Annotated in this window: 23 protein-coding genes and 1 pseudogene; 15 read left to right on the top strand and 9 right to left on the bottom strand. The window is 37.5% G+C overall.

Features of this window, described 5'->3' with window-relative positions; translation table 11 throughout:
• The first annotated feature begins 225 nt into the window (after window positions 1-225).
• Both ddlA and JCM12304_RS16200 read left to right on the top strand, forming a co-directional pair.
• Window positions 226-1326: a D-alanine--D-alanine ligase gene (gene ddlA / locus JCM12304_RS16195; protein WP_060681585.1), complete on the top strand. Its 1101-nt coding sequence runs from the start codon at window positions 226-228 to the stop codon at window positions 1324-1326.
• 486 nt (window positions 1327-1812) lie between these two features.
• Entirely contained in the window at window positions 1813-3198 is a 1386-nt protein-coding gene (locus tag JCM12304_RS16200) for an alanine/glycine:cation symporter family protein (RefSeq protein ID WP_019379108.1), read from the top strand.
• A 53-nt stretch (window positions 3199-3251) separates the two neighbouring features.
• On the opposite strand, the pseudogene JCM12304_RS16205 reads toward JCM12304_RS16200, so the two are convergent.
• A pseudogene (locus tag JCM12304_RS16205) lies at window positions 3252-3807 on the bottom strand (nitroreductase family protein).
• Window positions 3808-4027: 220 nt separating this feature from the next.
• Here JCM12304_RS16205 and JCM12304_RS16210 point away from each other — a divergent pair.
• From JCM12304_RS16210 to JCM12304_RS16225, 4 genes are all read left to right on the top strand, one after another.
• A complete protein-coding gene (locus JCM12304_RS16210) occupies window positions 4028-5065 on the top strand; it encodes a PTS sugar transporter subunit IIC (RefSeq protein WP_019379110.1) in 1038 nt (345 codons plus the stop codon).
• Between the two features lie 73 nt (window positions 5066-5138).
• Window positions 5139-5591 carry a nucleoside deaminase gene (locus JCM12304_RS16215; protein ID WP_019379111.1) on the top strand — a complete coding sequence of 151 codons (453 nt, stop codon included), beginning with the start codon at window positions 5139-5141 and terminating at the stop codon, window positions 5589-5591.
• A gap of 123 nt (window positions 5592-5714) precedes the next feature.
• Complete coding sequence (locus tag JCM12304_RS16220; protein WP_060681587.1) at window positions 5715-6167, top strand: DUF2269 domain-containing protein; 453 nt, start codon at window positions 5715-5717, stop codon at window positions 6165-6167.
• A 222-nt stretch (window positions 6168-6389) separates the two neighbouring features.
• Window positions 6390-6926, top strand: a complete 537-nt coding sequence (locus tag JCM12304_RS16225) for an HD domain-containing protein (protein WP_019379113.1) — start codon at window positions 6390-6392, stop codon at window positions 6924-6926.
• 43 nt (window positions 6927-6969) lie between these two features.
• On the opposite strand, the gene JCM12304_RS20435 is transcribed toward JCM12304_RS16225, so the two are convergent.
• Window positions 6970-7191, bottom strand: a complete 222-nt coding sequence (locus JCM12304_RS20435; protein WP_369813181.1) for a M15 family metallopeptidase — start codon at window positions 7189-7191, stop codon at window positions 6970-6972.
• The gene (locus tag JCM12304_RS16230) at window positions 7188-8015 is read right to left on the bottom strand and encodes a D-alanyl-D-alanine carboxypeptidase family protein (protein ID WP_369813179.1); all 828 of its coding nucleotides are present in this window, start codon (window positions 8013-8015) and stop codon (window positions 7188-7190) included. The genes JCM12304_RS20435 and JCM12304_RS16230 overlap by 4 nt, the downstream gene beginning before the upstream one ends.
• Before the next feature lie 172 nt (window positions 8016-8187).
• On the opposite strand from JCM12304_RS16230, the gene JCM12304_RS16235 reads away from it, so the two are divergent.
• From JCM12304_RS16235 to JCM12304_RS20440, 4 genes are all read left to right on the top strand, one after another.
• Window positions 8188-9381, top strand: a complete 1194-nt coding sequence (locus JCM12304_RS16235) for an MFS transporter (protein WP_060681589.1) — start codon at window positions 8188-8190, stop codon at window positions 9379-9381.
• A 64-nt stretch (window positions 9382-9445) separates the two neighbouring features.
• The gene (locus tag JCM12304_RS16240) at window positions 9446-11107 is read left to right on the top strand and encodes a peptide ABC transporter substrate-binding protein (protein ID WP_060681592.1); all 1662 of its coding nucleotides are present in this window, start codon (window positions 9446-9448) and stop codon (window positions 11105-11107) included.
• A gap of 196 nt (window positions 11108-11303) precedes the next feature.
• A complete protein-coding gene (mscL, locus tag JCM12304_RS16245; protein ID WP_019379117.1) occupies window positions 11304-11795 on the top strand; it encodes a large conductance mechanosensitive channel protein MscL in 492 nt (163 codons plus the stop codon).
• A 74-nt stretch (window positions 11796-11869) separates the two neighbouring features.
• On the top strand, window positions 11870-12385 hold the full coding sequence (locus tag JCM12304_RS20440) for a nuclease-related domain-containing protein (protein WP_369813180.1): 516 nt from the start codon (window positions 11870-11872) through the stop codon (window positions 12383-12385).
• Window positions 12386-13118: 733 nt separating this feature from the next.
• Here JCM12304_RS20440 and pepT read toward each other — a convergent pair.
• On the bottom strand, window positions 13119-14357 hold the full coding sequence (pepT, locus tag JCM12304_RS16255) for a peptidase T (protein WP_060681594.1): 1239 nt from the start codon (window positions 14355-14357) through the stop codon (window positions 13119-13121).
• 130 nt (window positions 14358-14487) lie between these two features.
• Here pepT and JCM12304_RS16260 point away from each other — a divergent pair, with 130 nt between their 5' ends.
• Together JCM12304_RS16260 and JCM12304_RS16265 are read left to right on the top strand one after the other, a co-directional pair.
• Window positions 14488-15330, top strand: a complete 843-nt coding sequence (locus JCM12304_RS16260) for a sulfurtransferase (protein ID WP_060681595.1) — start codon at window positions 14488-14490, stop codon at window positions 15328-15330.
• A 7-nt stretch (window positions 15331-15337) separates the two neighbouring features.
• Window positions 15338-15895, top strand: a complete 558-nt coding sequence (locus JCM12304_RS16265; protein ID WP_026041512.1) for a DNA-3-methyladenine glycosylase I — start codon at window positions 15338-15340, stop codon at window positions 15893-15895.
• Window positions 15896-15947: 52 nt separating this feature from the next.
• Here the strand turns inward: JCM12304_RS16265 and bioB are convergent, their stop codons facing one another.
• The 3 genes from bioB to JCM12304_RS16280 form a co-directional block, all read right to left on the bottom strand.
• Window positions 15948-16937, bottom strand: a complete 990-nt coding sequence (gene bioB / locus JCM12304_RS16270; RefSeq protein ID WP_060681597.1) for a biotin synthase BioB — start codon at window positions 16935-16937, stop codon at window positions 15948-15950.
• 23 nt (window positions 16938-16960) lie between these two features.
• Window positions 16961-17560: a biotin transporter BioY gene (locus tag JCM12304_RS16275; RefSeq protein WP_060681599.1), complete on the bottom strand. Its 600-nt coding sequence runs from the start codon at window positions 17558-17560 to the stop codon at window positions 16961-16963.
• Window positions 17561-17809: 249 nt separating this feature from the next.
• Window positions 17810-19573: a methyl-accepting chemotaxis protein gene (locus tag JCM12304_RS16280; RefSeq protein ID WP_060681601.1), complete on the bottom strand. Its 1764-nt coding sequence runs from the start codon at window positions 19571-19573 to the stop codon at window positions 17810-17812.
• 177 nt (window positions 19574-19750) lie between these two features.
• On the opposite strand from JCM12304_RS16280, the gene JCM12304_RS16285 reads away from it, so the two are divergent.
• Window positions 19751-20263 (top strand): GNAT family protein, encoded by a 513-nt coding sequence (locus JCM12304_RS16285; RefSeq protein ID WP_019379125.1) that lies wholly within the window; start codon window positions 19751-19753, stop codon window positions 20261-20263.
• Between the two features lie 89 nt (window positions 20264-20352).
• Here JCM12304_RS16285 and JCM12304_RS16290 read toward each other — a convergent pair whose 3' ends face one another.
• Window positions 20353-21804 (bottom strand): amidase family protein, encoded by a 1452-nt coding sequence (locus JCM12304_RS16290; protein WP_060681603.1) that lies wholly within the window; start codon window positions 21802-21804, stop codon window positions 20353-20355.
• Between the two features lie 252 nt (window positions 21805-22056).
• Between JCM12304_RS16290 and JCM12304_RS16295 the strand changes: the two genes are divergently transcribed.
• Window positions 22057-22881, top strand: coding sequence for an aldo/keto reductase (locus tag JCM12304_RS16295; protein ID WP_060681604.1), 825 nt, complete (start codon window positions 22057-22059; stop codon window positions 22879-22881).
• Between the two features lie 309 nt (window positions 22882-23190).
• Window positions 23191-24252, top strand: coding sequence for a ribosome small subunit-dependent GTPase A (gene rsgA, locus JCM12304_RS16300; RefSeq protein ID WP_060681606.1), 1062 nt, complete (start codon window positions 23191-23193; stop codon window positions 24250-24252).
• A 45-nt stretch (window positions 24253-24297) separates the two neighbouring features.
• On the opposite strand, the gene JCM12304_RS16305 is transcribed toward rsgA, so the two are convergent.
• A complete protein-coding gene (locus tag JCM12304_RS16305) occupies window positions 24298-24837 on the bottom strand; it encodes an HD domain-containing protein (RefSeq protein WP_060681608.1) in 540 nt (179 codons plus the stop codon).
• Between the last annotated feature and the right edge of the window lie 239 nt (window positions 24838-25076).

Here is a 25076-nt window from a genome sequence, read left to right on the forward strand (position 1 = left end):
TTTTCTTAGGAATCTCCCACTTCAATCACACCGTAAGGTCGATAAGTGGTGGGTAGTTCAAATAATTACCTTGTTCGTATGCTATAAAAAGAATATTATCTTCACGGAATGGAGCAACGGCAATAGTTGGTATAAAAAAGCAATTATTTTTTGACTTTACACTGTTAGAGTCAACCTTATTTATGCTATGTTTATTATATTCATAAACATGAAAGGATGTTTGGGATGGCGAAGAAAAAAGTTGGCGTCATTTTTGGTGGAAAGTCAGCTGAGCATGAAGTTTCTCTTCAGTCAGCAAAAAATATAGTTGATGCGATTAATAAAGATAAATATGAAGTTGTTTTAATTGGAATTGATAAACAAGGAAAGTGGCATTTAAATGATCAGTCCTCTTATCTATTGAATGAAGAAAATCCGAAACTGATTCAACTAAATCAGTCAAATGAACATGTTGCCATTGTGCCAGGGGAGGAGAAGAGCCAAATCATTCATGCAGACAATAAAGTGAAGCTGGACCAGCTGGATGCTGTGTTTCCTATTGTCCATGGCACACTTGGTGAAGATGGTAGTCTACAAGGAATGCTTCGTATAGCAAACCTCCCGTTTGTAGGACCGAATGTGTTAAGTTCGGCTTTATGCATGGATAAAGACATTGCGAAGCGACTTTTGAAAGATGCCGGAGTAAAGGTAGCAAAAGGTGTTTCGTTTACCAAAAATAAAAAAGACCAAATTAATTACCAGGAAATAGCTGCTTCACTTGGTACACCGTTGTTTATCAAACCAGCAAATCAAGGCTCTTCAGTAGGTGTCAGTAAAGTAACGAACGAGGAAGAATTTAATAAAGGCGTAGCTGAAGCCTTTCATTTTGATAAAAAAATTATTATTGAAGAGACACTAAAAGGACGAGAGGTTGAATGTGCAGTCTTAGGAAATGAAGAACCAAAAGCTTCTAAAATTGGTGAAATCCTTCCACATACTGAATTTTATTCCTATGAATCTAAGTATATTGACGAGAAGGGCGCTGAGTTATCCATCCCTGCCAATTTACCAGAAGAAGTCGCTAAGGAAATTCAGAAAGTAGCAATAAAAGCTTTCCAAGCACTACAATGTGAAGGCATGGCCCGTGTGGACTTCTTTCTGACAGAAGATAACGAGATTTATGTGAATGAAATAAACACATTACCAGGTTTTACAAAGATTAGTATGTATCCAAAGCTTTGGGAAATTAGCGGGGTATCCTATCCTGACTTAATTAATGAGTTAATTGAACTTGCCATAAAACGTCATGAGGACGAAGCTTCTTTAAAAAGTTCCTTTTGGGAGTAAGCGAATAAGAATGGTCTCCATTATAAAATGGAGGCCATTTTTTTGGCTTTAACCGGGATTTTAAAATAGTTCATAAAACAGATAAAATGCGAAGTAACTTGGTAGTAGTTTAAACGGCCGTTTCGGAAAATAACGTGAACAAACTATAGCTAGTTTGCTCTCCGGCGGATAGTTCTGCTCTGCTGCCGATTAATTAGTCAAGTCAGTCAAGTCCTTACACTACTTCGCATTCCTCTCGCAACTATGCACAAACTGATATTTTCAAAGGTAGATAGATATTAATTTGATACACCCTCCACCTCGTAAATTACACCTAGCTATAAGTCTGAAATCTATTTTTCCTATACAAGATTTAAAAAATATATTACGATTATTTAGTGGTCTTAAACGAATAAATGAAATCGTTTACCAACAAAGGAGGCATAGACAACACCATTTTAATGACAAGAAACAGCTGACAACAAGAGTATTAACAGGAGGACTATTATGCTAACAGGATTGAAACAAATCAACGATATTTTATGGGGAGCTCCCAGTCTTATACTATTAGTTGGAACTGGTTTATTCTTAACCTTTATCTTAAAGGGCTTACAATTCTCAAAACTTTTCTATGCACTTAAATTAGCATTCTCTAAAGACAAGGAAGACAGCGAGACAGAAGGGGATGTCAGTAATTTTAAAGCATTAATGACATCACTGGCAGGAATGATTGGAAATGGAAATATTGCAGGTGTAGCTACAGCTGTAACTCTTGGAGGGCCAGGAGCTATTTTCTGGATGTGGGTTGTTGGTTTACTGGGAATGGCAACAAAATATGCAGAAGCACTACTTGCAATGAAGTATCGTGTGAAGAATGAAAGCGGAGAATATTCAAGTGGGCCTATGTATTATATTGAACGAGGGTTAGGTAAAAAGTGGAAGCCATTAGCAGTAGCGTTTGCCTTTTTTGGAGCGTTTGCAGCACTTGGTATTGGGAACAGCGTCCAATCAAATACAATTGCTGACGTTATGCAAAATAGTTTTAATGTAAAAGGTGTAATAACAGGAGTTATTCTTGTTGTTTTAACATCGCTTATTATCTTTGGTGGTTTAAAGCGAATAAGTTCTGTTGCGGGTGTATTTGTTCCTGTAATGGCTGTGTTTTATATCGGTGCCTCTTTACTTATTTTAGGTCTTAACTATGATCAAATTGGACCTGCTTTTTCTATGATTTTTACATATGCTTTTAATCCGGTATCAGCAGTAGGTGGATTTTCAGGTATTGTGGTAATGGAGGCAGTTCGGAATGGTGTCTCTAAAGGGATCTTCTCAAATGAAGCCGGTCTTGGTACGGTTGCTTTAATCGCAGGTAATGCAAAAACCTCTCATCCTGTGAAACAAGCATTAGTTGCAATGACTGGAACATTTATTGTCACAATAATTGTTTGTACAATGACTGGACTTGTTTTACTGGTAACAGGCTTCTGGGACACTACAGGAGGTCTTCTTTCAGGCGTATCCCATGATCCAACCCTTGATGCAGGTGCGTTAACAAGTGCAGCATTCGGTTCTTCTCTTGGAAATATTGGAGAATATATTGTATCGATTTCTGTTGTTTTCTTTGGATTCTCAACAATTCTTGGCTGGTATGTCTATGGTACAAAATGTTTTGAGTATCTATTTGGTCTAAAATATTTAGGTATCTATCGGTTTATCTATGTTGGTGCTACATTTATTGGTACAGTTGCAAGTCTAACAACTGTTTGGGCATTTGCTGATATGGCTAATGCGCTTATGATGATTCCCAACTTAATTGGACTTCTCTTTCTGTATAAGGTAATCATCGGTGAGACAAACGATTATTTTTCTCGATTTAGAAAGCTCAGCAAATAAATTGAGCAAAAGAAAATACCCTATCTCAATTTAATAGGAGATAGGGTGTCTTCTTATTTATATCTACTAAACTTTTCTTCTACAGATATTCTATCTTTTGGCATTGGTTTCTCATCAAAATAGCAAGGTGAATAAATCCTACTATTTTTTCATTTTCTTTTACATTTAATAGCTCTTTTACTTGTGGGTCGTAAATATGAGGGTTTGTTTTCCATACAACCTCAAGATTTTTTTCCCATGCCAATAACCAAAAGTTTTGAATCAAGGAAGCTACAGCGCCGTAATTCTCTTCCCACTGTTTTTGAATTTCCGGTTCTTCCATTATTACGATAAGATGCGCATTCGGTTCATTCAGGTAATCTTCCCGATTTTGCTGTCTTTCCTCTGGATACGTTGCAGCCACCTTTTTGGCAAAATCGTTCTTCTTATCAGCCCCTACGAAAATAAATCGCCAAGGTTGACGCATGCCGTGGTAGGTGCGTACACAGCATCCTCCAACAATTCGCGAATGGTTTCTTCTTTTACTTCCTTGTTATTATAGCCTTTTTTTACTGCACGTCTTTCGCGAATAATCTTTGCCAAGTCTGTCTTATTATCAGTATGTTCCATTTTCCCTTCCTCCCTCTATATCTCCGCTCATTATATGCAATCACAAAATTGATAATGATTATCATTTAAATTGTAGCGAATAACTACATGAAAAGCAACAACAACTCTGGTCGAGGAATAAGTAGAAAAGCCTTGCCTTGTTAAAACGATACCGTATAATAGAAAACATGGAATATTTCTTACTTTTATGTGAATAAGTTCACAGGATGGAGGTAAATAATTGAAAGCGTTTTTAAATAGGAAAGGTATTTCTTTATCAGCGAATGAATATATCATTACTGCCTTGAGTTTCATGGCACTTGGGCTTTTTTCCTCCCTAATTATTGGTCTTATCATTAAAACAGCCGGAGAACAAATTGTGGTGAATTTTTCTCCTGAATTAGCATCTGTTTTAATTGAAATGGGAAGTTTTGCTATGGACACAAAGATAATGGGAGGAGCAATAGGGGTAGCGATTGCGTATGGATTGAAGGCACCTCCATTGGTTTTACTTTCTGCTTTATTTGCAGGAGCATTTGGAGCTGAACTTGGTGGTCCTGCCGGCAGCTATGTGTCAGCCTTATTTGCAACTGAATTTGGTAAACTCGTTTATAAGGAAACTAAAGTAGATATTATTATTACTCCTCTAGTGACTATTGTTATTGGCTTTATGGTAGGGACATTTATTGGTCCTCCAATCAATTCATTTATGCTGGGCTTTGGTGAAATTGTTAATTGGTCAACAGAACAGCAGCCATTTATTATGGGTGTTTTGGTAGCGATTTTAATGGGCCTGGCTCTTACGGCACCCATTTCCTCTGCAGCTATTGCTATTATGCTCTCCTTAGATGGTCTAGCAGCCGGTGCAGCGGCGGTAGGTTGTTCAGCACAAATGATAGGGTTTGCTGTTGCAAGCTATCGTGATAATGGCTTTGGAGGGTTTTTAGCTTTGGGTATCGGAACATCGATGCTGCAGGTAGCTAATATTTTAAGGAAACCAATCATTCTTCTCCCGCCGACTATTGCAGGGGCCATATTAGCTCCATTTGCAACCGTCTGGTTAAAGTTAACAAATAATGCGTCTGGCGCTGGCATGGGAACAAGTGGCTTTGTAGGTCAGATCATGACATTTGAGTCCATGGGGTTTTCTATGAATGTGGTATGGAGCGTAGTAATTCTTCATATAGTAGCACCAGCTATTATTGCTTTTCTTTTTGCTGAACTTCTACGTAAAAAGGGTTGGATTAAGCCTGGAGACATGAAGATTACGTACGAATAACAGTAAGCCGATAGGTTGAGTTCCTCTAGTACTTTTCCTAAAATAGTATTAAGATACTGTGGGAGGTTAAATAATGAATAAATTTATGAGACGAGCTGTTGATTTAGCTGCACAAAATGTAAAAGACGGAGGTCAACCATTTGGTGCCGTTTTGGTTAAGAATGATATACCGGTAGCGGAAGGCGTAAATGAATTGCACATGAAATATGATGTCAGTGGTCATGCTGAATTGATAGCAATAAGAAGAGCGCAAGAAGATTTTGAAACGAATGACCTTTCCGAGTTCACAATGTATGCGAGTGGAGAGCCTTGCCCCATGTGTTTAACGGCAATGCAGTTTGCTGGTATTAAAGATGTGTATTATTGTCAATCGGTAAAGGATGCGGAAGGTGCAGGTTTATCTAAATCCAAAGAGATCTATGAAGATCTTCAAAAACCAAAAGAAGAACGAACGCTACAAATGATACAAATTCCATTGCAGGAAAAACAAATAAACCCTATGGAGTTATATAAAGAGAAAAGCTAATAGATTAAATGCCACGAAATTGTTGAAAATAATTGCTGGATAGTGTGATATGTCACAGCTCTCACTCTATTGAAATGATGTATGATATAAGGGAAAAATGAAGAGATAGTGAGGGGCTGTAGCATGACATTCTACGAAATCCTTGTTTTTATTCATATTATATCGGCAATTTTAGGTATGGGGCCTGGGTTTATAATGATTTATGTGGTTACAAAATCATCCACAATGCCGGAATTAAGACATGCCTACTTTATCCGAAATAGACTACATATTTTTGTTATGGTCGGAGGGACACTTTTATTAGTTACCGGGATTTGGATGGGGTTACTACATCCTTATTTATTTTCTCAGGGATGGTATGTAGTCAGTCTGATCTTATTTATTATCGCTTTAGGATTTGGCCCCGGGGTGCTCTCGCCGAGATCCAAGCCGATTAAAGCTTTGTTAAAAGAAACAGAAGGAGAAGAAATTCCCGATAGTTACTTCACGCTTTCGAAGAAGTTGTTTTTCTATGAACGTATGGAAAATACAATATTTTTAATCATTATCGTCCTCATGATTTTAAAGCCATTTTGAGCTACAGTATATGAAGAAATTCATATACTGTTTTTTTATCTAATCCAAGATTTTGCAATGTATGGTGGTGTTTTTAGATATACTCTGAAGTAACTGGGTGGCACTGTAGAATATGATTGATGTTAAATGTTTATTTTTCCAAAGAAAAGGCTATAACAGATTGCAAGAATCCTTTATTCATGTTATAGTCTATAAAATTTATTTAAAGAAAGGAGTGCTACAATGAGAAATGTATCGTTGGAACAAATTTTCACCCATCCCATTACACAAAAGTATTTAAAAAGATCAGGTATTGCTCATGCAATTGCCGTGGCTGAATATGCATTTGTCTATGCAGAAAAACTTGGCGTCGACCCTGACCTTGCAACGAAAGCGGCACTACTTCATGATGTCGGTCACTATACGTGGTACCGCAACGGGGAATGGGATTATGACCTGTATAAAGAAAATGACATACATGCAATTAAGGGAGCTAGCCGTGCACATAAATTGCTTATCCGCGTTGGGGAGGAACGTCATGCCGCTAAAGAGATTGCAGTAGCTATTTTATTGCATACGGATTCTTATTTGCCGGGAGGAGAACTCAAATTGAACCCTTTGCAAAAAGTCGTGCATATGGCAGATGAAGCAGATGAAGAGGCGGGAGGAAAGCACCACTACAAAGAAATTGAAGACCATAGAGCTCTGGAACGGATTCGTGCGCTTGATCAATTAGTAGAAAAAGAAGAAAAATCTCATACATCAGCACACATTGGCTAACTTTCTAAATGAAAAAACCTGCTCTTAGATGAGCAGATTTCTCCTATTTTCCCTTTACGTATTCTTCTAAAGTAATCTCTTTTGTCATGATCTCTTTTGCAGCTTCTTTACCTACAAAACGCAAATGCCAAGGCTCATACTGGTATTTTGTAATATTTTCCTTCCCTTTCGGATAACGAATGATAAAACCGTATTCAGCTGCATGTTTTTTAATCCATTTTCCTTCATCTGTTTTACCAAATTCTATTGTTAGACCGTAATTTATATCAGGCTTGTTACATCCATAGTTAAGCCGGTTTGATGCTCACTTTCGCCTGGACGAGCACTGAATTTATTGGCAGCTTTTTCTCCGTGTTCATTGACGTTCGAGGCAAAAATAGAGTCCTGCCGCTCATAGGAACGATAACCTGATTGTGCAAATAAATCTAATCCTTCCTTATCTGCTGCAGCAAACATTTTTTCAAGAGCAGTAGCTGCAACCTGCCTCATTTGTTTTTTAGGTAAATCTTCTGTAAACGGAAAGCGAACGTTAGGTGTTACTAGATCCTTAGGAATGTAATCAGCTGGTAATGCATGTTGCTTATTTACCAGTGCTAATTGATCGTAAGGGTTCTGCAAAACGGTTGCCCCGCCATTAGCTTTTTGTACATCCTTATTTTTTGCAAGAATTTTATAAGCTTTGAAATCACCTTTATCTGTTGTAAGGAGCTTTTGAAGCGTCTTGCTTGTTTCTTTATCATATAAACCTGTGGCTTTTAACTCTTTAAATTGCAATTGAAGGTCCGTCACGGCTAATGTAGTGTCCGTGTTATAGATACCATCTTCCTTTACATCATAACCAATTGATTGAAGGGCAAGTTGCAAACGGCGTACTGGTTCTCCTTTATCCTTCTTCTGTAGTTCTTCAGAGGGGGCTTTTACTTCCTTTTCGTTTTTCTCCGAATCTGTGTTGATATCTTTATTTGCAGGAGAAGATTCTTCTGATGTATTTTCTTGCTGGGCTTCTTTTGATGTTTGCATGCTACAACCTGTAAATAATAGTAGCAATACCATCAAAATGGTAATAACCCTGCCTTTTCTTTTAAGCATGATGTTTACTCTCCTTGGATAATGTTAAATTTTTTCTTCTGATTGACATCATTTATTTTCTCATATGTCGGGGTAGAACGGCAACAAATAAATGAGTGGAAATGGCAAACTAACAGCTGCACAATAGGCAACTGCTCTTCATATCTATAATAAGAAGGGTGGGGGAAGTATAATGGCTGGAGAAGTCGCTTCTATAAAAAAGAAGGATAAATTGGTTACTTCAATACTCTTTTGGTGTGCGCTAATTGTCGTGTCCAGTGTATATACAACCACTCCATTAATTGATGTATTTTCAGATTACTTTTCAACAACCCGCACACATGCAGCCTGGACCAGCAGTTCATTTTCATTGTTTTATGCCATTGGATTTTTATTCTTTGGGCCCTTATCTGACAGATTTGGCCGGAAAAATATTATACTAACCGGGTTACTTGCGCTTGGGATTCTTACACCTCTGATTGGAATGACAGATCAATTGGAATGGGTTGTTGCACTTCGAGGAATACAGGGATTCTTTGCCGCAACCTTTGCACCAACCGCTTTAGCATATGCTTTTGAAATGTTTCCAAAACAAAAATTAGTGACGGTTATTGGCTTTTTGAGTTTTGGTTATGTAACAGCTGGAATCTTTGGTCAGGTGCTTGCCGGCGGGATAAGTAACTACTTGGGTTGGCAATCTGTATTTGTGGTTTTTGGGTTATTTTATCTCATTACATTTGTTGTGGTACTACTATTTTTACCCCGTGATTATAAACGATTCAAATACAGTGGTTTAAAAAGATATCTATATCAAATTACTACACTTTTTAAATATAGAAATCTTGTGCTCTGCTACCTTATTACAATTACATTGCTGCTTACTTTTGTAGGAATGTATACAGTTTTGGGGAATTATTTAGGAAACGAGCCATTCCAGTTAACAGAAACAGAAATCTTATATATCAGAGCATTTGGTTTCATTGGAATGTTGCTTTCTCCATTAGCAGGGCGGCTTGTAAATACATTCGGACTAATAGCTATGTTAAAGTTTGGTTTATCATTATCATCAATCTGTTTAGTATTAATGGGGCTATCTTCGAGTCTCTATATTATTATCATAACAAGCATATTGTTTGTTGGCGGAATCTCTTTACTCTTTCCGGTCATTATGCTTTTGATAGGAGAGTTTGGAGGAGAGCAAAGGGCGTTGGCATCCTCCTTATATGCTTTTATCCTTTTCATCGGAGCGACTGCCGGTCCACTTATTGCTGTTATTCTAATGAGCATAGGTAATTATATGATTACTTTTACTGTGCTTTCTTTTCTTCTGGCTATTGGCATACCCGCTTCGTTTTTTATTAAATATGAAAATGCCTCCTATTCCTAGTTGTCTTTTATTGTAGAATAGTCTTATAATAGGACTTGTTGATTAAAACATAGGGGGTAGAGAAATGCAGTGGAATAAGGGGTTTTTACTATTTGTCCTTGGTCTCATTTTATTCATGACAGCGTGTGGTGATACAGAGGATAAACAAGAAAAAGAAAGCAGTTCCTCTAACAAGGATGAGAAAGTTGTTAAAATAAGTGCTCCAGGTGAAATACCAGGAATTGATCCGGTAATGGCCGATAATGATTTCAGTTTTAATGTTATTAATCAGATAAATGAAGGCTTGTACCGATTAGACAAGGAAGGGAAACCACAGTTGGCTATCGCTGCAAAGGAGCCGGAAGTAAGTGAAGATAAAAAAGTTTATACATTTAAATTACGTGAGGATGCGCTATGGTCAGATGGGTCGCCGGTAACCGCCCATGACTTTGAATACGCCTGGAAGAAGGTAGTGGATCCAAAAACCGGAGCAGCATATGGCCCACAGTTGGAAGAGATCGTGTTAAATGCAACAGAGATATTAAAAGGCGATAAACCCGTCGATGATCTTGGTATTGAAGCTTTGGATGATCATACACTGAAAGTAACTTTGGAAAATGGTGTACCGTTTTTTAAAGAACTACTCACGACGGCAACCTTTTTCCCACAGCCTCAAGAATATATTGAGGAGCAGGGAGAGAAGTATGCGACAGACAGTGACCATGCTCTCTACAACGGACCTTTTGTTTTAGATGATTGGACAGGCACTGGAATGTCTTGGACGTATAAAAAGAACGAAAATTACTGGGATAAAGAAGCTGTTAATGTTGACCGTATTGAAGTAAATGTTGTTAAGGATGCAGAAACGGCTGTCAATCTTTATCAAAATGGACAGCTGGATCGTGTTAACTTAACAAGCGATAATGTGGAGCATTTTCAGGGAGAAGATGAATTCCATACGTTTTTAACTGGATCTACCAGCTATATTAAAATGAATCAGGGTAAGGATGGCGAAACAACTGATTTAGCTAACCTTCATATTCGTAAGGCAATGAACATGGCAATTAATAAAGAGGTTATTGTTGAAGAACTTTTAGGTAATGGCTCTGTGGTAGCACATGGGAATGTTCCGAAGGGCTTGGCTGAAGACCCAGTAACAGGTGAAGACTTTAGAGAGCAAAATGGCGATCTTGTAGAATACAATGTAGAGAAGGCAAAGGAACATTGGAAAAAGGGATTAGAAGAGCTGGGGAAAGAGAAATTAGAATTTACATTAACGAGCTCTGATTCCGACTTTGCGAAAAGTCTATCGGAAAACTTGAAATATCAGTTGGAGAATACATTGTCAGGATTAACAGTCAATCTGCGCCCACTAACTCCTAAGGCAAGCATTGCTGCGAACGTGGGTCAGGATTATGAAATGATTATTACAGGTTGGAGTGGAGACTATCAGGATCCGCTTACGTATTTAAATTTATTTATTACAAATAGCCCTGGAAACCATACAGGTTATTCTGATGAAACATATGATAAATTGGTGCTAGGCTCTAAATCAGAATTAGCAACAAAGCCAAAGGAACGCTGGGATGCACTTTTGAAGGCAGAACAACTATTAATAGAAGAAAGTGCCGTGCTAATTCCGCTATATCAAAATGGCACTGCATATTTGCAAAACGATAAAGTGAAGGATTTTATTACTTATCAAGTCAGTGCTGATAATTATAAATGGATGGATATTGAAGAATAGTACGATGGGATCACCTCTTTCAAAAAAAGAAAGAGGTGATTTTTTTTGTTGCATGAGCCGAGTTTATGGTTTTCAAGTTTCCGTTGTTTTTTGATCAAGTTCCCATTTAAAGGTGGTAGATATTTATCTGAGAAAATAGAAAGGTATTACACATAATTTCAATGTCCATTCATAGAATAGTATAGGAGGGACAGGCATGGGATTATTTAAAGAGTTTCGACAATTTACAATGAGGGGCAGTGCCATAGATATGGGAGTCGGGATGGTGTTGGGAGCAGCGTTTAGTGGGTTTATCGATTCGCTTGTTACTGATATTCTGCTACCACCTATTGGATTGCTATATTCAAAGATGAACTTTGAGAATTTGTATGTCAGTCTGGATGGAAGCAGCTATCCATCCTTGTTAGCAGCAAAGGAAGCTGGTGCTGTTACGATTAACTATGGATTATTTATTACAGCTGTTGTACGATTTATTATTATTTTATTTGCTGTGTTTGTTGTCATCAGACAAATTAATCGTTGGAAAAAACCACATCAGCATCCGATAGACTCTATGATGAAGAAAGAATGTCCGTACTGTTGTATGCCAATCCCTATAAAGGCTTCTATTTGCCCAAATTGCTCTTCTACATTAGAAAAGGAGCCGGAAAGGCGGAAAAGTAAACCGCCACGGTGGAGAGTGAAATAGTTGATAGTCTGGTAAGTTGGCAGTTTCCTTCTTGTTCCATTATAATAGATGGAAATAAAGAAAGGATGTGGAAAATGGTATATAAGATCAGGTCTGTGCCTGCTGAGTTATGTATATGGAACTCCTTGCTTAAAAGAATGAAGCTCCATCCGAATGATAAACAATATTATTCAAATTTAACAAGAGGGTATGAGGGGGAAGTGCAATTTGATGCCTTAACTGAAAAATTGAATTGTGATTGTTATTTACTTCAAGACCTCTTACTTCAAACTAATAATACCACTTTTCAAATAGATTCTTTACTCATAACGGGTAATCAACTATATATCTTTGAAGTAAAGAATTATGAAGGTGACTATCATTATGAACAAGACAAATTCTTTAAGAAGCCTCAGTATGAAATTAATAACCCACTTCACCAGATAGGAGGAGTGAATCGTTACTCCGACAGCTACTCTTCAAACATGGAATCAACCTTCAAATTAAAGCCTTCGTTGTTTTTATTAACCCCGAGTTCACCTTGTATCAAGTACCTCAAGATAACAGAATTATTCTTCCCACTCAACTTAACCGTCTCATTAAACAATTAAATGCATCCTCCTCCAAACTAACTAAGCAGCATAAGAACCTTGCTAATAAGTTAATTTCCCTTCACTTAGAAGAATCTCCTTTTTCACAGTTGCCATCCTACACTTATGAAACGTTGAGAAAAGGAATGATCTGCTGTAAGTGTAGTTCGTTTACACTATGTGTAGAGGGTAAAGAGGTCGTCTGCATCACCTGTCAACAGCGTGAAACAATTATTACATCTGTTCTGCGTAGTGTTGAAGAGTTTCGTCTTCTGTTTCCAGAATGCAAAATAACAACACGTCTTATTCACGAGTGGTGTGGTGTAATAGAATCTAAAAAAAGAATCAGTAGGATACTGGATAAGCATTTCGTGAAAGTCGGAGTGAAGCGTTGGGTTTATTATAAATAAAATAAACATATTTGCTGAAAGATGGACTTGTATTTCTTACAGAGAGGTTCTAATGGACAAAATCCCCCCAAGTAGCGTGGAAACTGTCTAATAGAGCCGCTCTAATGGACAAAAGTCGCACAAGAAGCGAAGAAACTGTCTAATAGGATCACTCTAATGGACAAAAGCCGCCCAAGAAGCGAGGAAACTGTCTAATAGAGCCGCTCTAATGGACAAAAGCACCTCAAGAAGTAAGAAACTGTCTAATAGAGCCACTCTAAGTGACAAAAACACCTTACGAAGAGATGCTTTTATAAAATACAGAACCTGTCATTCAGGCGAAATGCGTGATTTTTTCCACTGTGTTATTGGTCGCTTTGCTTTGCAAAGAGTTCACAGATTTCAACGATGACCTGAGTTGCTTTTTCCATATTATCAACGGAGACGTACTCATATTTGCCATGGAAGTTTTCTCCTCCGGTAAAGATATTTGGCGTAGGTAATCCCATGTAAGATAACTGTGATCCATCCGTTCCTCCGCGGATAGGCTGTACGATAGGTTTAATATTAAGATTCTCCATAGCCTGATAGGCGATGTCCACGACTTCTTTCACCGGTTCAATCTTCTCGCGCATATTATAATATTCATCTGTTATTTTTAATTCAACTTGCACAGCTTTATACTCTTTTCTAATCTGATCTACTAACTTTTCAACCATAGACTTTCTTTCAGCAAATTTATCTCTATCAAAATCTCTTATAATGTAATTTACTTCTGCTCTTTCAACATCACCTTCCATAGAAATCAGATGGTAGAATCCTTCCAGTTGTTCCGTATGCTCTGGCGTTTCTTGTTCGGGGAATTTATTAATAAATGCTGCAGCTATTCTTGCAGCGTTTACCAGCTTATTTTTCGCCGTGCCAGGATGAACGCTGTTCCCGGTAAAAGTAATGCGTGCGTCCGCGGCATTAAAGCTTTCATATTGCAATTCACCTAGTGGTCCCCCATCCACCGTATAAGCATATTCAGCATTAAAACGGTCGACATCAAATTTATGTGGTCCACGGCCTATTTCCTCATCCGGTGTAAAAGCAATCCGAATTTCCCCATGCTGAATTTCCGGATGATTAATTAAATAAGCCATCGCTGTCATAATTTCCGTAATCCCTGCTTTATTGTCTGCTCCAAGCAATGTAGTGCCGTCTGTGGTAATTAATGTGTGTCCCTTGTATGCAGATAGTTCAGGGAATTTCTCCGTTGATAAAGTAATGTTTAATTCTTCATTAAGAGTAATATCTTTACCATTATAATTCTCAATAAGTTGAGGATTTACATTTCTGCCAGTAAAGTCAGTGGCTGTGTCCATGTGGGCAAGAAATCCGATGGTGGGGATATCCTTATCTGTATTGGCTGGCAATGTTGCCATGACATAAGCATGCTCATCGACAGAGACATCTTCCATGCCGATTTCTTTTAATTCGTTAACAAGTAAATCAGCTAATATAAATTGCCCATCTGTTGATGGTGTAGCTTCAATTTGTTCATTCGATTGTGTATCAATTTTTACGTATGTAGTAAAACGTTCCACTAATTCTTGTTTCATCTCCATTCATCTCCTGTTCATATTAGTTGAATATTAGTATAATTATACAGTAAATAGAAAGTTATACGAAAATAATTCATCAAGTGTAAAAGCACAGAAAAGTAACAACCATTATTATTGGAGGGATAACATGTCATATTTAATCAGTGTCAACAGATTAAAGAGTCGCTTGGAAAATAATCAGGATAATACGGTGCTTGTTGATGTGAGGTTCCAGTTAGGTGATCCCCAGGCTGGTAGGAAGGCTTATTTAGAAGAACATATTCCGGGAGCAGTTTATATGGACTTGGAAAAAGATTTATCAGGAAAAAAGGAGAAACACGGGGGTAGTCATCCGCTTCCTGATATTGATATGTTGGCCGCAAAGATTAGTAATATTGGAATCGATCATGATACAACAGTTGTAGTTTATGACAAGGAAAATGATATGTTCGCCGCACGGTTCTGGTGGCTTCTCCATTATATGGGGCACAAAAAGGTTTATGTACTTGAAGGTGGATATGATTGTTGGAAAAAAGAGGGGAATGAAACAACTTCAGAAATTCCACAGCTACAAAAAAAGCATTTTTTTCCTTCCGTACGTGAAGATGAGAAAGTAAATATAGAAACGGTAAAACAGAAATTAACAAATGAAAACACGATAGTAATCGACTCAAGAGCGAAGGAACGTTATTTAGGTAAGACTGAGCCTATGTATGCAAAGGCTGGTCATATCCCAGGAGCTAAGAATTTCTTTTGGAAAGAACTGATAAAAGACAATCAAACCTGGAAGAAAGGGGAGGAGCTGGCAGAGCATTTCAAATCCCTTCCTAAAAATAAAGAAATTATTGTATCATGTGGTTCCGGTGTGTCAGCATGCCCAAATATTTTAGCATTAAAGTCAGCAGGCTACAGCAATGTAAAACTGTATCCGGGAAGCTTTAGTGACTGGATTTCTTATGAAGAAAATCCTGTGGAGACGAAGGATGAGTAAAATGCCAATGAATAGATGTAAATGGGTGACAGAGGACCCTCTATATATTCGATATCATGATGAAGAGTGGGGAAGGCCGACACATGATGAACGAGAATTATTTGAGATGCTTTGTTTAGAAGGGGCCCAAGCTGGTTTAAGCTGGATTACCATCTTGCGCCGAAGGGAAAATTACCGGCAAGCTTTTGCTTATTTTGATCCGGAAAAGGTAAGTCGTTTTTCGGAAGAGAAGGTAGAAAGACTGCTGCAAGATAAAGGAATTATACGCAACAAACTTAAAGTGCGAGCTTTTATTGAGAATGCAAAAGCCTTTTTAGAGGTACAGATGGAGTTCGGCAGTTTTGATAAATATATATGGAGCTTCGTTGGGGGAGAGCCAATAAAAAATAATTGGCAAAAGCATGAAGATGTGCCTGCTTATACAGAAGAATCAGAACGAATGAGCAAGGATCTAAAGAAAAGAGGTTTTAAATTCGTTGGTCCGACAATCTGCTATGCATTTATGCAGGCAACGGGTATGGTAAATGACCATACTGCAGATTGTTTTCTATATCAAAAGGAATAGCAGCTTCACCCGAAGCGGCTATTCCTTTACCAAAATAGATAATTATTCTTCGCTAGATGGGCATTTCACTTGTCTCATAATCTACTTCAAAACCTAGATCTATTAACATTTGATGGTCCTTGGTCCCTTCCTGTCCATCTGTAGTTAAGTAGTCTCCAATGAATATCGAATTGGCAGCGAATAAACCAAAAGGCTGAAGGCTCCGTAGGTTTACTTCTCGGCCGCCGGAGATGCGGATTTCTTTACTCGGGTTAATAAAACGAAATAATGCAAGAACCTTTAAGCAATATAATGGAGTAAGTTCATCTGTGCCCTCTAAAGCTGTTCCATCGATGGCATGAAGAAAATTGACAGGGATGGAATCGGCATCTAACTCTCTTAAAGCGTTTGCCATCTGAATTACATCTAACTTACTTTCTTTCATACCGACAATAACACCTGAGCATGGGGAGATCCCAACACGTTTTGCCTCATTTACTGTATTCACTCTGTCTTGATATGTGTGGCTGGTAGTTATTTGTTCGTGATGGTTTTCGGATGTATTAATGTTATGGTTGTAACGGTCTACCCCAGCATCTTTTAATTGCTTGGCTTGTCCGGGCTTTAAGATTCCCAAACATGCACAGACCGTCAAATTATACTTGTTTTTAATTTCTAATACTGCGCTAGTTACTTGATTTAGCTCTCTTGTAGTAGGCCCTCGTCCGCTTGCCACAATGCAATATGTCCCTGAGTTTAATTTATGAGCTCTTTCTGCTCCTTCAATGATGGAATCTTTGTCCATCATTCGATACTTTTGGATAGGAGCACTAGAATCTCTCGACTGAGAGCAGTAACCACAGTTCTCCGAGCAGAAACCTGATTTTGTATTAATGATCATATTAAGCTTTACTTTATTTCCGTAATAATGATGTCTAATCGTATAAGCAGCATTCAACAGTGCTAATATTTCTATGTCAGGACAACTCAATATGTTCATTGCTTCTTGTTCGGTAATTTTCTTTCCCGCCAGCACCGAGCTCGCTAATTCATTCCAATCCAATTTAACCCCTCCTGTATGTACTGTTAGACAATTCTTCTATTACCTATAAACTTATTACTTGTAATCCCATGTTTACTTAAGCGAAAGGCGAACATTCCGGCTAGAATAGAGAGAATTATATCCTTTGGCAAAGGCGCAATCATCCACATCCATACCATTGAGTAGGTAAGATCTGCCGGTGCTTCAAACCAAAACAGGTAAGCTGCATACATCCAATTGGTACCCAAAATATAATTAATTGTCATACCAATCAAACCAGCTACGATGTACATTTTATAAGAGCGTTTTTGCTCGATAATTTTGCCGGCAATGTAAGCAACTAAAATGAACGATAGAATAAATCCGAAGGTAGGTGATAGGATAGTTGAAATTCCTCCTTTAAAATGGGCGAAAACAGGAGCGCCTGCTAATCCGAGGACCATGTATACAAGCATGGAAAATGCCCCCAGTCTGCTACCTAAAACTAAGCCTGCCAAAACTGCAAAAAATGTTTGGAGTGTGATAGGTACTCCTCCAACAACAAGAAATGGAGCAATAGATGTTATGTTTGCTCCGATAGCTGTTAAAGCTACAAATAAAGCCCCAAAAGTTAAGTTCAATGATGTCCATTTGGTATTATTCATTCCAATTCCCACCTTTATTGTTAACCTATTTTATTTACGGTTTACAATAAATATATCATATGCCAAAAAGGTTTGTACACTTTTTTTATAATGTTAGTCGTGATTGTAATCTATGCTTTTAGCACAAACAAACAAATATAAATAAAGAAAAAAAGTCGAACATGTTCGACTTATAGGTTTATTAATTCGAATAATGCTCGACCTTTTATGAAATAACGTAATTTAATTAGATGTACTAGATTACTGCTTTTACAATTTAAATGTTTTTATTTGTTCATTTAACTGATTTGCCAGTTCTGCCAATTCATCTGCACTGTGAGATACTTCCTCCATGGAACTGGACGTTTGTTGTGCTGAAGCGGCAGCTTGTTCTACTCCGGCAGCTGATTCCTCTGATACAGATGCAATCTCTTCTATTAAATTATTCATATCTGAGCTATTGTTGGCGATTTCTTTTAAGTTGTTAGAAATTAAATTTATTTTATTTGCCATATTGGAAACAGAAGAATTAATATCTTCAAAGCTTTCCCCAGTTTTTTTAATTTGACTGGTTCCTTCCTTTACTTCTGCATAGCCTTTATTTAATGAGTCGACTACTACATCTGTTTCTGATTGGATATTTTGAACAATAGCAGTAATTTCGCTAACTGAAGAAGTGACTTGTTCTGAAAGCTTCCTTACTTCATCAGCAACTACAGCAAACCCTCTACCATGTTCTCCAGCCCGTGCTGCTTCAATGGCAGCATTTAATGAAAGTAGATTTGTTTGGTCAGCAATGCTTTTAATAACGAGTACAAGTTTAGAAATTTCATTTGATTGTTTATCCAATCCTTGCACTTTTTGGACTGCATCAGATACAATGCGATCAATTTGCTTCATTTGGCTGACAGACTGATGCATGAGAGTTGTTCCTTTATTAGTTAGCTCCAGAACGTTTGTTGAGCTCAATGCAATCTCTTGCCCGCCCTTCTCAGAATGGAGGACTTTTTGAACAAAGCCATGCATGCTTCCAGAAAGTTCTGAGGCACTATTTGCTTGTGTTTCTGCTCCGTTAGAGAGCTCTTCCATCGTTAAAGCAACCTGTTCATTGCCGTGTTTAACTTCATTAGCAGCATGAGTTAGTGAACTGCTTTTTGAAAGTACATCCTCTGCTGCACTATTAACGTTAAGCAAAATACTGCTTATATTATCTTTCATATGATTTACTGCTTCCGCCAGTTTTCCAATTTCATCTCTTCCTTGATAGTTAACTGATGGTACGCGAAGATTACCTTTTGCTACCTCAAATGTTGTATTTACAACTCTATGTAAGTTACCTGAAATTCTCCTGCTGATAATGATAACTAAAATAGTACCTATAATAATGGCTGCAAGGTTAGATAGGGCCAATATAGCAATACTGCTATTCATTCGTTCATTAGCTGATTGTACTGATTGAACCTGTTCCTCTTTAACGATTTGCATCAAATTGTTTACATCTTCAATTGTTTGTGTTCGTAATTTAGTAGAATAGGCTCTTAGAGAATTTGCCATTGTTTCCTGTCCACTTTGTACAGACGCAACCATTTCATTATAAAAACTCTCGTTCATGCTCTGGTCATTTTCCACAATCCCATTAAGCAACTGCGTTTGTTTCTCTGTTTTCATAGTTGGCTTCAGATCATCTATCAGACTATTAAACCTTTCCTCGTATTCTTTATATGTATTTACATATTTGTAGTCTTCCGTGAGAAGATAATCTGCAATTTGCACATCTTTTCCTTGAATAATGGATGCTAATTGAGCCATTTCATTAACACGGCTGCTCTGATTATTTATTGCTTTCATATCTTTCTGTCCCTGGTTTAATTGTAAATATACTATGACTCCCGCAGTAATAAACAGACAGGCGATAAGAACAAAAATAATACCATATTTATAGCCTATCCTGATATTCTGCCATTTGAAAAGAGTTTCTCTTCTCTTTGGTCGACCCTTTTGTCTAATTGGCTTGTTCTTTCCTTTTTTCTTCATAATTATCCCCCGTTAATAGATCTTTTTATTTATTATCGGTCATTATTGTCTAAGTATTAAGTACTATTTATAATTTTTAGAAATATAATTTTCAAACACTTGCATGATGGTTGGTGTTTCTTGTAGAATAGCAAACTGTATGCGAAAAAATAGTTATATGTAGTTAGGTGATTATATATGGTTTATACTGCTTTTTTAGAAAAGGAAAAGAATAAAGAGGAATTAAAGGAAGAGTTGGATACATTGGAAATCCAGCTGTTTCGAATGCAAAATAATATAAAAGAAATTGCTAAAAAGTCTGAAGTGATTAGTATCGATCAAGCACGTGATGAACAATGGGTTGTCATTTATGCAGATAGAGACGAAGAAGTGTGTCAGCTTATGCTTCATGACTGCACCAAGCCATTTCGAGGGAAATGGGATTCAGCAATTCAAGTGGAATACAGAGAAGGTAGTACGCTTCATATAGCGGATATTAAGGGAGAAGAAAATAAGGGCTATGGTTCTGTTTTAATGCATCATTTGAAAGAAGTTGCTCGGGAAGATAATTTCCAATATATAACCGGTGATATTGTGGAGAGGGATTTTGATCATGTCGATCGTTTAAAGCATTTTTACAGTAAACATCATTTTGATGTGAAAATTGACCATCAGGAGCAATGTGGAGAAATTATCTGGAATGATAGGTAAATATTAAAAAATGGAATAGGCTTGCCACTTTTTATAAAATAGCCAGCCTATCATGAGAAGGTAAATATCTTTTTTTGAATGTTCTCCGTCTATTCTGCTTCCAGGTGTGGAGTTCTTCGGTGAAGTGTAGCTTGTTCATAGGCATAAGCAAGTTGAATTAAATTTGCTTCACTAAAAGCCGTACCTGTAAACGTAATACCAGAAGGCTTCCCTTTTGTTGTGTAACCAGCCGAAACCGTAATAGAAGGGTATCCTGCCTTTGCAGCGATTTGGCAACCATCTGTATTCATAAATAATAATGCATCCAGTTGGTTACTTTCAAGCACTTTATCTATCCCTTCTTTTTGACATAGTCGGATATCATTTATTCTGTGCTGTAAATACTCTTTTTCTGTCATTAAACCACTTTTCATATCAGCTTCAAGCAAGACAGTTTGTCCATACTTTAAAGCTTCCTTTTTATGAACTTGATTATAGTGGATGATATCTGTAAGAGAGCTTACTGAGGAGACGGATGAACTTCTTGCTAAATAAGCATTAACTCCATTCTTAAACTCGTGAAACATTACTGTAGATTCCGGCAGCTCCAGAGGTAATTCTTCCACTTCAATAATAATTGCTCCTAAATCCTTCATGACATGAATGGCATGCTGACATAATTGCTTTTCTTCCTTATCCATTTTATTGAAATAGTTGATTGGCAACCCAATCCTTTTATTTGCCAAACCATCCAAATTTAAGAAGGAAGTATAATTAGTAGTTTGGCCTTCCGCCATCCCTGTAGAAGGATCTGCCGCATCTGTTCCCATGATAGCACCAAGTAGTAATGCGGCATCCTCCACTGTACGAGTCATAGGGCCCGCAGTATCCTGGCTATTAGAGATAGGAATAATACCAGTTCTGCTAATAAGGCCTACCGTAGGCTTAATACCAACAATGGAATTCAGGCTCGCAGGACTAAGTATCGAGCCACTAGTCTCTGTACCAATAGCACCTAATGCAAAATTAGCAGCAATAGCAGCCCCTGAGCCTGAACTGGATCCACCTACATCGATTTTACCTGGTCCATAAGGATTTAATACTTGGCCACCATGTGAACTATATCCATTCGGCATATCTTCAGTCATAAAATTAGCCCATTCTGTAAGATTGGTTTTTCCTAGAATTACAACGCCTGCCTCCCGAAGCTTCTTTACCAAAAAGGCATCCTCTTTTGCGTAATGATTAGATAATGCAATGGAACCAGCAGTAGTATGCATTTTATCGCCTGTGTCGATATTATCTTTAAGTAAGATCGGGATTCCATGTAGCGGACTCCTGACTCCTTTTTGTTTTCGCTCCATATCGAGTGCTTCAGCAATGTGCAATGCCTCAGGGTTAATTTCCAAAACGGCATTAATATTTGGTCCTGCATGATTAAAATTTGCTATTTGTTCCATGTAAAGCAGGGTAAGTTCTTTTGAAGTTAAGCTCTCTTGTTGTATAGCATATTGGATTTCAGTTATTGTGGATTCCAGAATGTTAAAAGTTGGTTTAGACATAATCTTCCTCCTGTTAAGTTACTTGATTTCATTATAACTTGATCCTATGGAAAAGTCTGTCTTACAATATAGAAAAATGAAAATATTGGTCACTTAGAGGTCTCAAAAAAATAGAGCAAATTTATCAGACGAATAATCTTAAATAAGCAGAATAGATAGTAGAGTTCTCATCTAGTAAAGTCTGTTAGTAAACATTCTCTATTGGGTATGGTAAACTATAATTCAAATTAGATGTGGAAAGGGAGCTTGATCATGGAATATATCACATTAAATAATAATCTGCAGATGCCGCAGCTTGGTTTTGGAGTCTGGCAGGTACCAAATGATGAGGTAACAAAAGCAGTTGAAAAAGCAATTGAGGTTGGTTATCGTTCCATTGATACAGCGAAAGTATATGAGAATGAAGAAGGTGTAGGGAAAGCGCTGGCCAATTCAAATGTGGCTCGTGAAGATCTTTTCATTACTACAAAGGTTTGGAATAGTGATCAAGGATATGAAAAAACACTCCAAGCATTTGATGCAAGCCTTGAAAGGTTAGGGATTGACTATGTTGATTTGTACCTTATTCATTGGCCAACACCTGAATTTGATGATTATGTAGAAACTTATAAAGCATTGGAAAAAATATATAAGGATGGTCGCGCAAAAGCCATCGGAGTATGTAATTTTAATATCGAACACTTACAACGATTATTGGATGAGTGTGAGGTAACACCAGCAGTTAACCAAGTAGAATGTCATCCATATCTTCAGCAACCAGAGTTAAAAGAATTTTGTGCAAAGCATAATATCTACTTGGAAGCATGGAGCCCGCTAATGCAGGGGGGAGAAGTGTTAGAAAATGCTACTGTAAAACAGATTGCAGAGAAGCATAAGAAAACAGCTGCACAGGTAATTATTCGCTGGCATTTACAGTATGAAAACATTGTTATCCCTAAATCAGTGACTCCATCACGAATTGAAGAAAATTTTAATGTATTCGACTTTGAGTTAAGTACAGAGGAAATGAATAAATTGAAAGAATTAAACCGTAACGAGCGCAAAGGCCCGGAACCAAGTGAAATGAACGTACGGTAATTAAAATATTCATTACAGTAAAGTGTATTTTTAAAGAAACAGTCCGATAGATGGACTGTTTCTTTTTGTATAATCACAAATAAGTTTCTGAAACGAATAAGCAAGAATTAGGTTTTAAGATAAAAAAATTATCTAAAAATTATGGTTAATTACGCGTATTTATAGTAAACTAAGATAAGTTTAGTTCAACCATTTGAAAGGAGTGATGTTTTATGATTTTACATGTATGCATAATTCACGGCAAAACATCGGATATAATGGAGGAACTGTCGGAACGATAGGTTTTCCTCCAATGAAGGAGGAAAAAGTTTGAGCAAACTGAATAAGATAGGTTGGGAGTTTTCTTCTCATGATGTTGATGAGGAAAGAATTGCCCGCGTAGTTACCGTGCAGAAGAATAGGTATCGAGTCTCTGATGGAGAAAGTGACTTCTTGGCTCATGTTAGTGGGAAATTTCGAATGAATACAAGTCAATCATTGGATTTCCCGTCTGTAGGTGACTGGGTTATTGTTGATAAATTACGGCAGGAACAGAAAGCAGTCATTCTGGAAATTCTTCCAAGGAAAAGTCAATTTATTCGTCAAGCAGCTGGAGGCAAAACGGAGGCTCAAGTCGTCGGGACAAATATAGATACTGTATTTATTGTGAATTCGTTGAATCAAGACCTTAATTTACGACGTATGGAGCGATATATTTTGTCTGCATATGATAGTGGAGCATCTCCAGTGATAATCTTAACGAAGAAAGATGAATGTACAGAAGAAGAGATCAGAGAGAACGTAGCGGTAGTGGAAGGAATAGCTTTTGGCATTCCAATCCTTACTATTAGCAGTTTAACTGGTGACGGGATATCTGAGCTTCTCGACAACTACCTTCCATCAGGCAAAACTGGAGCATTGCTTGGTTCATCTGGAGTTGGGAAATCTACGTTAGTAAACAAGTTAATGAATGCTGAAGTGCAAGAGACAAAATCGATTCGGGAAGCAGATAGTAAAGGTCGGCATACAACAACTCACAGAGAGATGTTTTTCTTACCTAACGGAGCCTTGCTCATCGATACGCCAGGTATGAGAGAACTGCAGCTTTGGGAAGGAGAAGCAGTTTTGGATACTGCTTTTCAAGATATTGAAACTTTGGAAGAAGAATGTCGTTTTGCGGATTGCAGTCATCGTACCGAGCCGGGCTGCCGGATAAAAGAAGCATTGGATTTGGGGGAGTTGTCAACAGAACGCTTCGAAAGCTATAGAAAATTGCAGCGTGAACTAGCATACGAAAAAAGAAAGCAGAATAAAAAGTCGATGCTTGATGAGAAACATCGTTGGAAGCAAATAAGTAAAGAGCAACGCCATAAATATAAGAATATGAGGTAAACGACATCCCTTCCAGAGAGGAAGGGATGTCGTTTCTATTTCTGATCAATCAAATACTCGCTTTACAGCTTGTTCATATTCATTAAAATATGCAGGTGTTTCTTCTTCGTTTAAACCATGATACATTGCCGCAACTATGGAAGAGTTATACCATTTTTGGTCTTCTCTCCCTGCATTAAAGTTCTCCCAAACTTTATTTCCCATTACTTCCATATCCTCTTCTAAACCAAGAATATTATCAAGCTTGTCAGCAATAATTAAACATTTTATCTCTCTATCTGCATGCAGGACCGTATTTATCGTATGCTGCTTACGTTCCTTCCAAGACTTGGACTTATCCTCCGTATGTGCTGCAACAAATTGAGCAACCTGGGGTCCGAATTCCCTTTCAATATCCTCAATTACATAAGGGGTGTCCTCTACTACATCATGCAAATAAGCAGCACTAACCAGCTCATCACTAAATCCTGTCTTTTCTAAACGTTCAGCTACTCGTATTGGATGGGTAACATATGCTGCTTTTGAGTTTTTTCGTACTTGTCCCTCATGTGCTTTTATAGCAAAATCTTTCGCACGCTCTTTCATAGTTTCCCTCCTTTAATTATTGGTGGATTTATCAGCTATTTTAAGTCATATTATATTAATTTGACAGTAAAAAAATATGTTTCCAGATGCTCCTTCTATTAAGGGATGGTAATCTATCTGATGGTTGGTACTTCGTATAATACCTATCCCGTTACATTTCTTTAATTTATTGGTATGATGATGATAAATATATCGATGTTTACTTTTCTACCATTGTTCCCGAAATTAAAACAAATAAA

The sequence above is a fragment of the Virgibacillus halodenitrificans JCM 12304 genome (assembly GCF_001310895.1).
Lineage (GTDB): Bacteria > Bacillota > Bacilli > Bacillales > Amphibacillaceae > Virgibacillus_Q > Virgibacillus_Q halodenitrificans.

What these genes read in the sequence shown, in the direction of transcription:
- ddlA (WP_060681585.1), top strand. Translation starts at nt 226, where the DNA reads ATGGCGAAGAAAAAAGTTGGCGTCATTTTTGGTGGAAAGTCAGCTGAG.
- JCM12304_RS16200 (WP_019379108.1), top strand. Translation starts at nt 1,813, where the DNA reads ATGCTAACAGGATTGAAACAAATCAACGATATTTTATGGGGAGCTCCC.
- JCM12304_RS16215 (WP_019379111.1), top strand. Translation starts at nt 5,139, where the DNA reads ATGAATAAATTTATGAGACGAGCTGTTGATTTAGCTGCACAAAATGTA.
- JCM12304_RS16220 (WP_060681587.1), top strand. Translation starts at nt 5,715, where the DNA reads ATGACATTCTACGAAATCCTTGTTTTTATTCATATTATATCGGCAATT.
- JCM12304_RS16225 (WP_019379113.1), top strand. Translation starts at nt 6,390, where the DNA reads ATGAGAAATGTATCGTTGGAACAAATTTTCACCCATCCCATTACACAA.
- JCM12304_RS16230 (WP_369813179.1), bottom strand. Translation starts at nt 8,015, where the DNA reads ATGCTTAAAAGAAAAGGCAGGGTTATTACCATTTTGATGGTATTGCTA.
- JCM12304_RS16235 (WP_060681589.1), top strand. Translation starts at nt 8,188, where the DNA reads ATGGCTGGAGAAGTCGCTTCTATAAAAAAGAAGGATAAATTGGTTACT.
- JCM12304_RS16240 (WP_060681592.1), top strand. Translation starts at nt 9,446, where the DNA reads ATGCAGTGGAATAAGGGGTTTTTACTATTTGTCCTTGGTCTCATTTTA.
- mscL (WP_019379117.1), top strand. Translation starts at nt 11,304, where the DNA reads ATGGGATTATTTAAAGAGTTTCGACAATTTACAATGAGGGGCAGTGCC.
- JCM12304_RS20440 (WP_369813180.1), top strand. Translation starts at nt 11,870, where the DNA reads ATGGTATATAAGATCAGGTCTGTGCCTGCTGAGTTATGTATATGGAAC.
- pepT (WP_060681594.1), bottom strand. Translation starts at nt 14,357, where the DNA reads ATGAAACAAGAATTAGTGGAACGTTTTACTACATACGTAAAAATTGAT.
- JCM12304_RS16260 (WP_060681595.1), top strand. Translation starts at nt 14,488, where the DNA reads ATGTCATATTTAATCAGTGTCAACAGATTAAAGAGTCGCTTGGAAAAT.
- JCM12304_RS16265 (WP_026041512.1), top strand. Translation starts at nt 15,338, where the DNA reads ATGAATAGATGTAAATGGGTGACAGAGGACCCTCTATATATTCGATAT.
- JCM12304_RS16275 (WP_060681599.1), bottom strand. Translation starts at nt 17,560, where the DNA reads ATGAATAATACCAAATGGACATCATTGAACTTAACTTTTGGGGCTTTA.
- JCM12304_RS16280 (WP_060681601.1), bottom strand. Translation starts at nt 19,573, where the DNA reads ATGAAGAAAAAAGGAAAGAACAAGCCAATTAGACAAAAGGGTCGACCA.
- JCM12304_RS16285 (WP_019379125.1), top strand. Translation starts at nt 19,751, where the DNA reads ATGGTTTATACTGCTTTTTTAGAAAAGGAAAAGAATAAAGAGGAATTA.
- JCM12304_RS16290 (WP_060681603.1), bottom strand. Translation starts at nt 21,804, where the DNA reads ATGTCTAAACCAACTTTTAACATTCTGGAATCCACAATAACTGAAATC.
- JCM12304_RS16295 (WP_060681604.1), top strand. Translation starts at nt 22,057, where the DNA reads ATGGAATATATCACATTAAATAATAATCTGCAGATGCCGCAGCTTGGT.
- JCM12304_RS16305 (WP_060681608.1), bottom strand. Translation starts at nt 24,837, where the DNA reads ATGAAAGAGCGTGCGAAAGATTTTGCTATAAAAGCACATGAGGGACAA.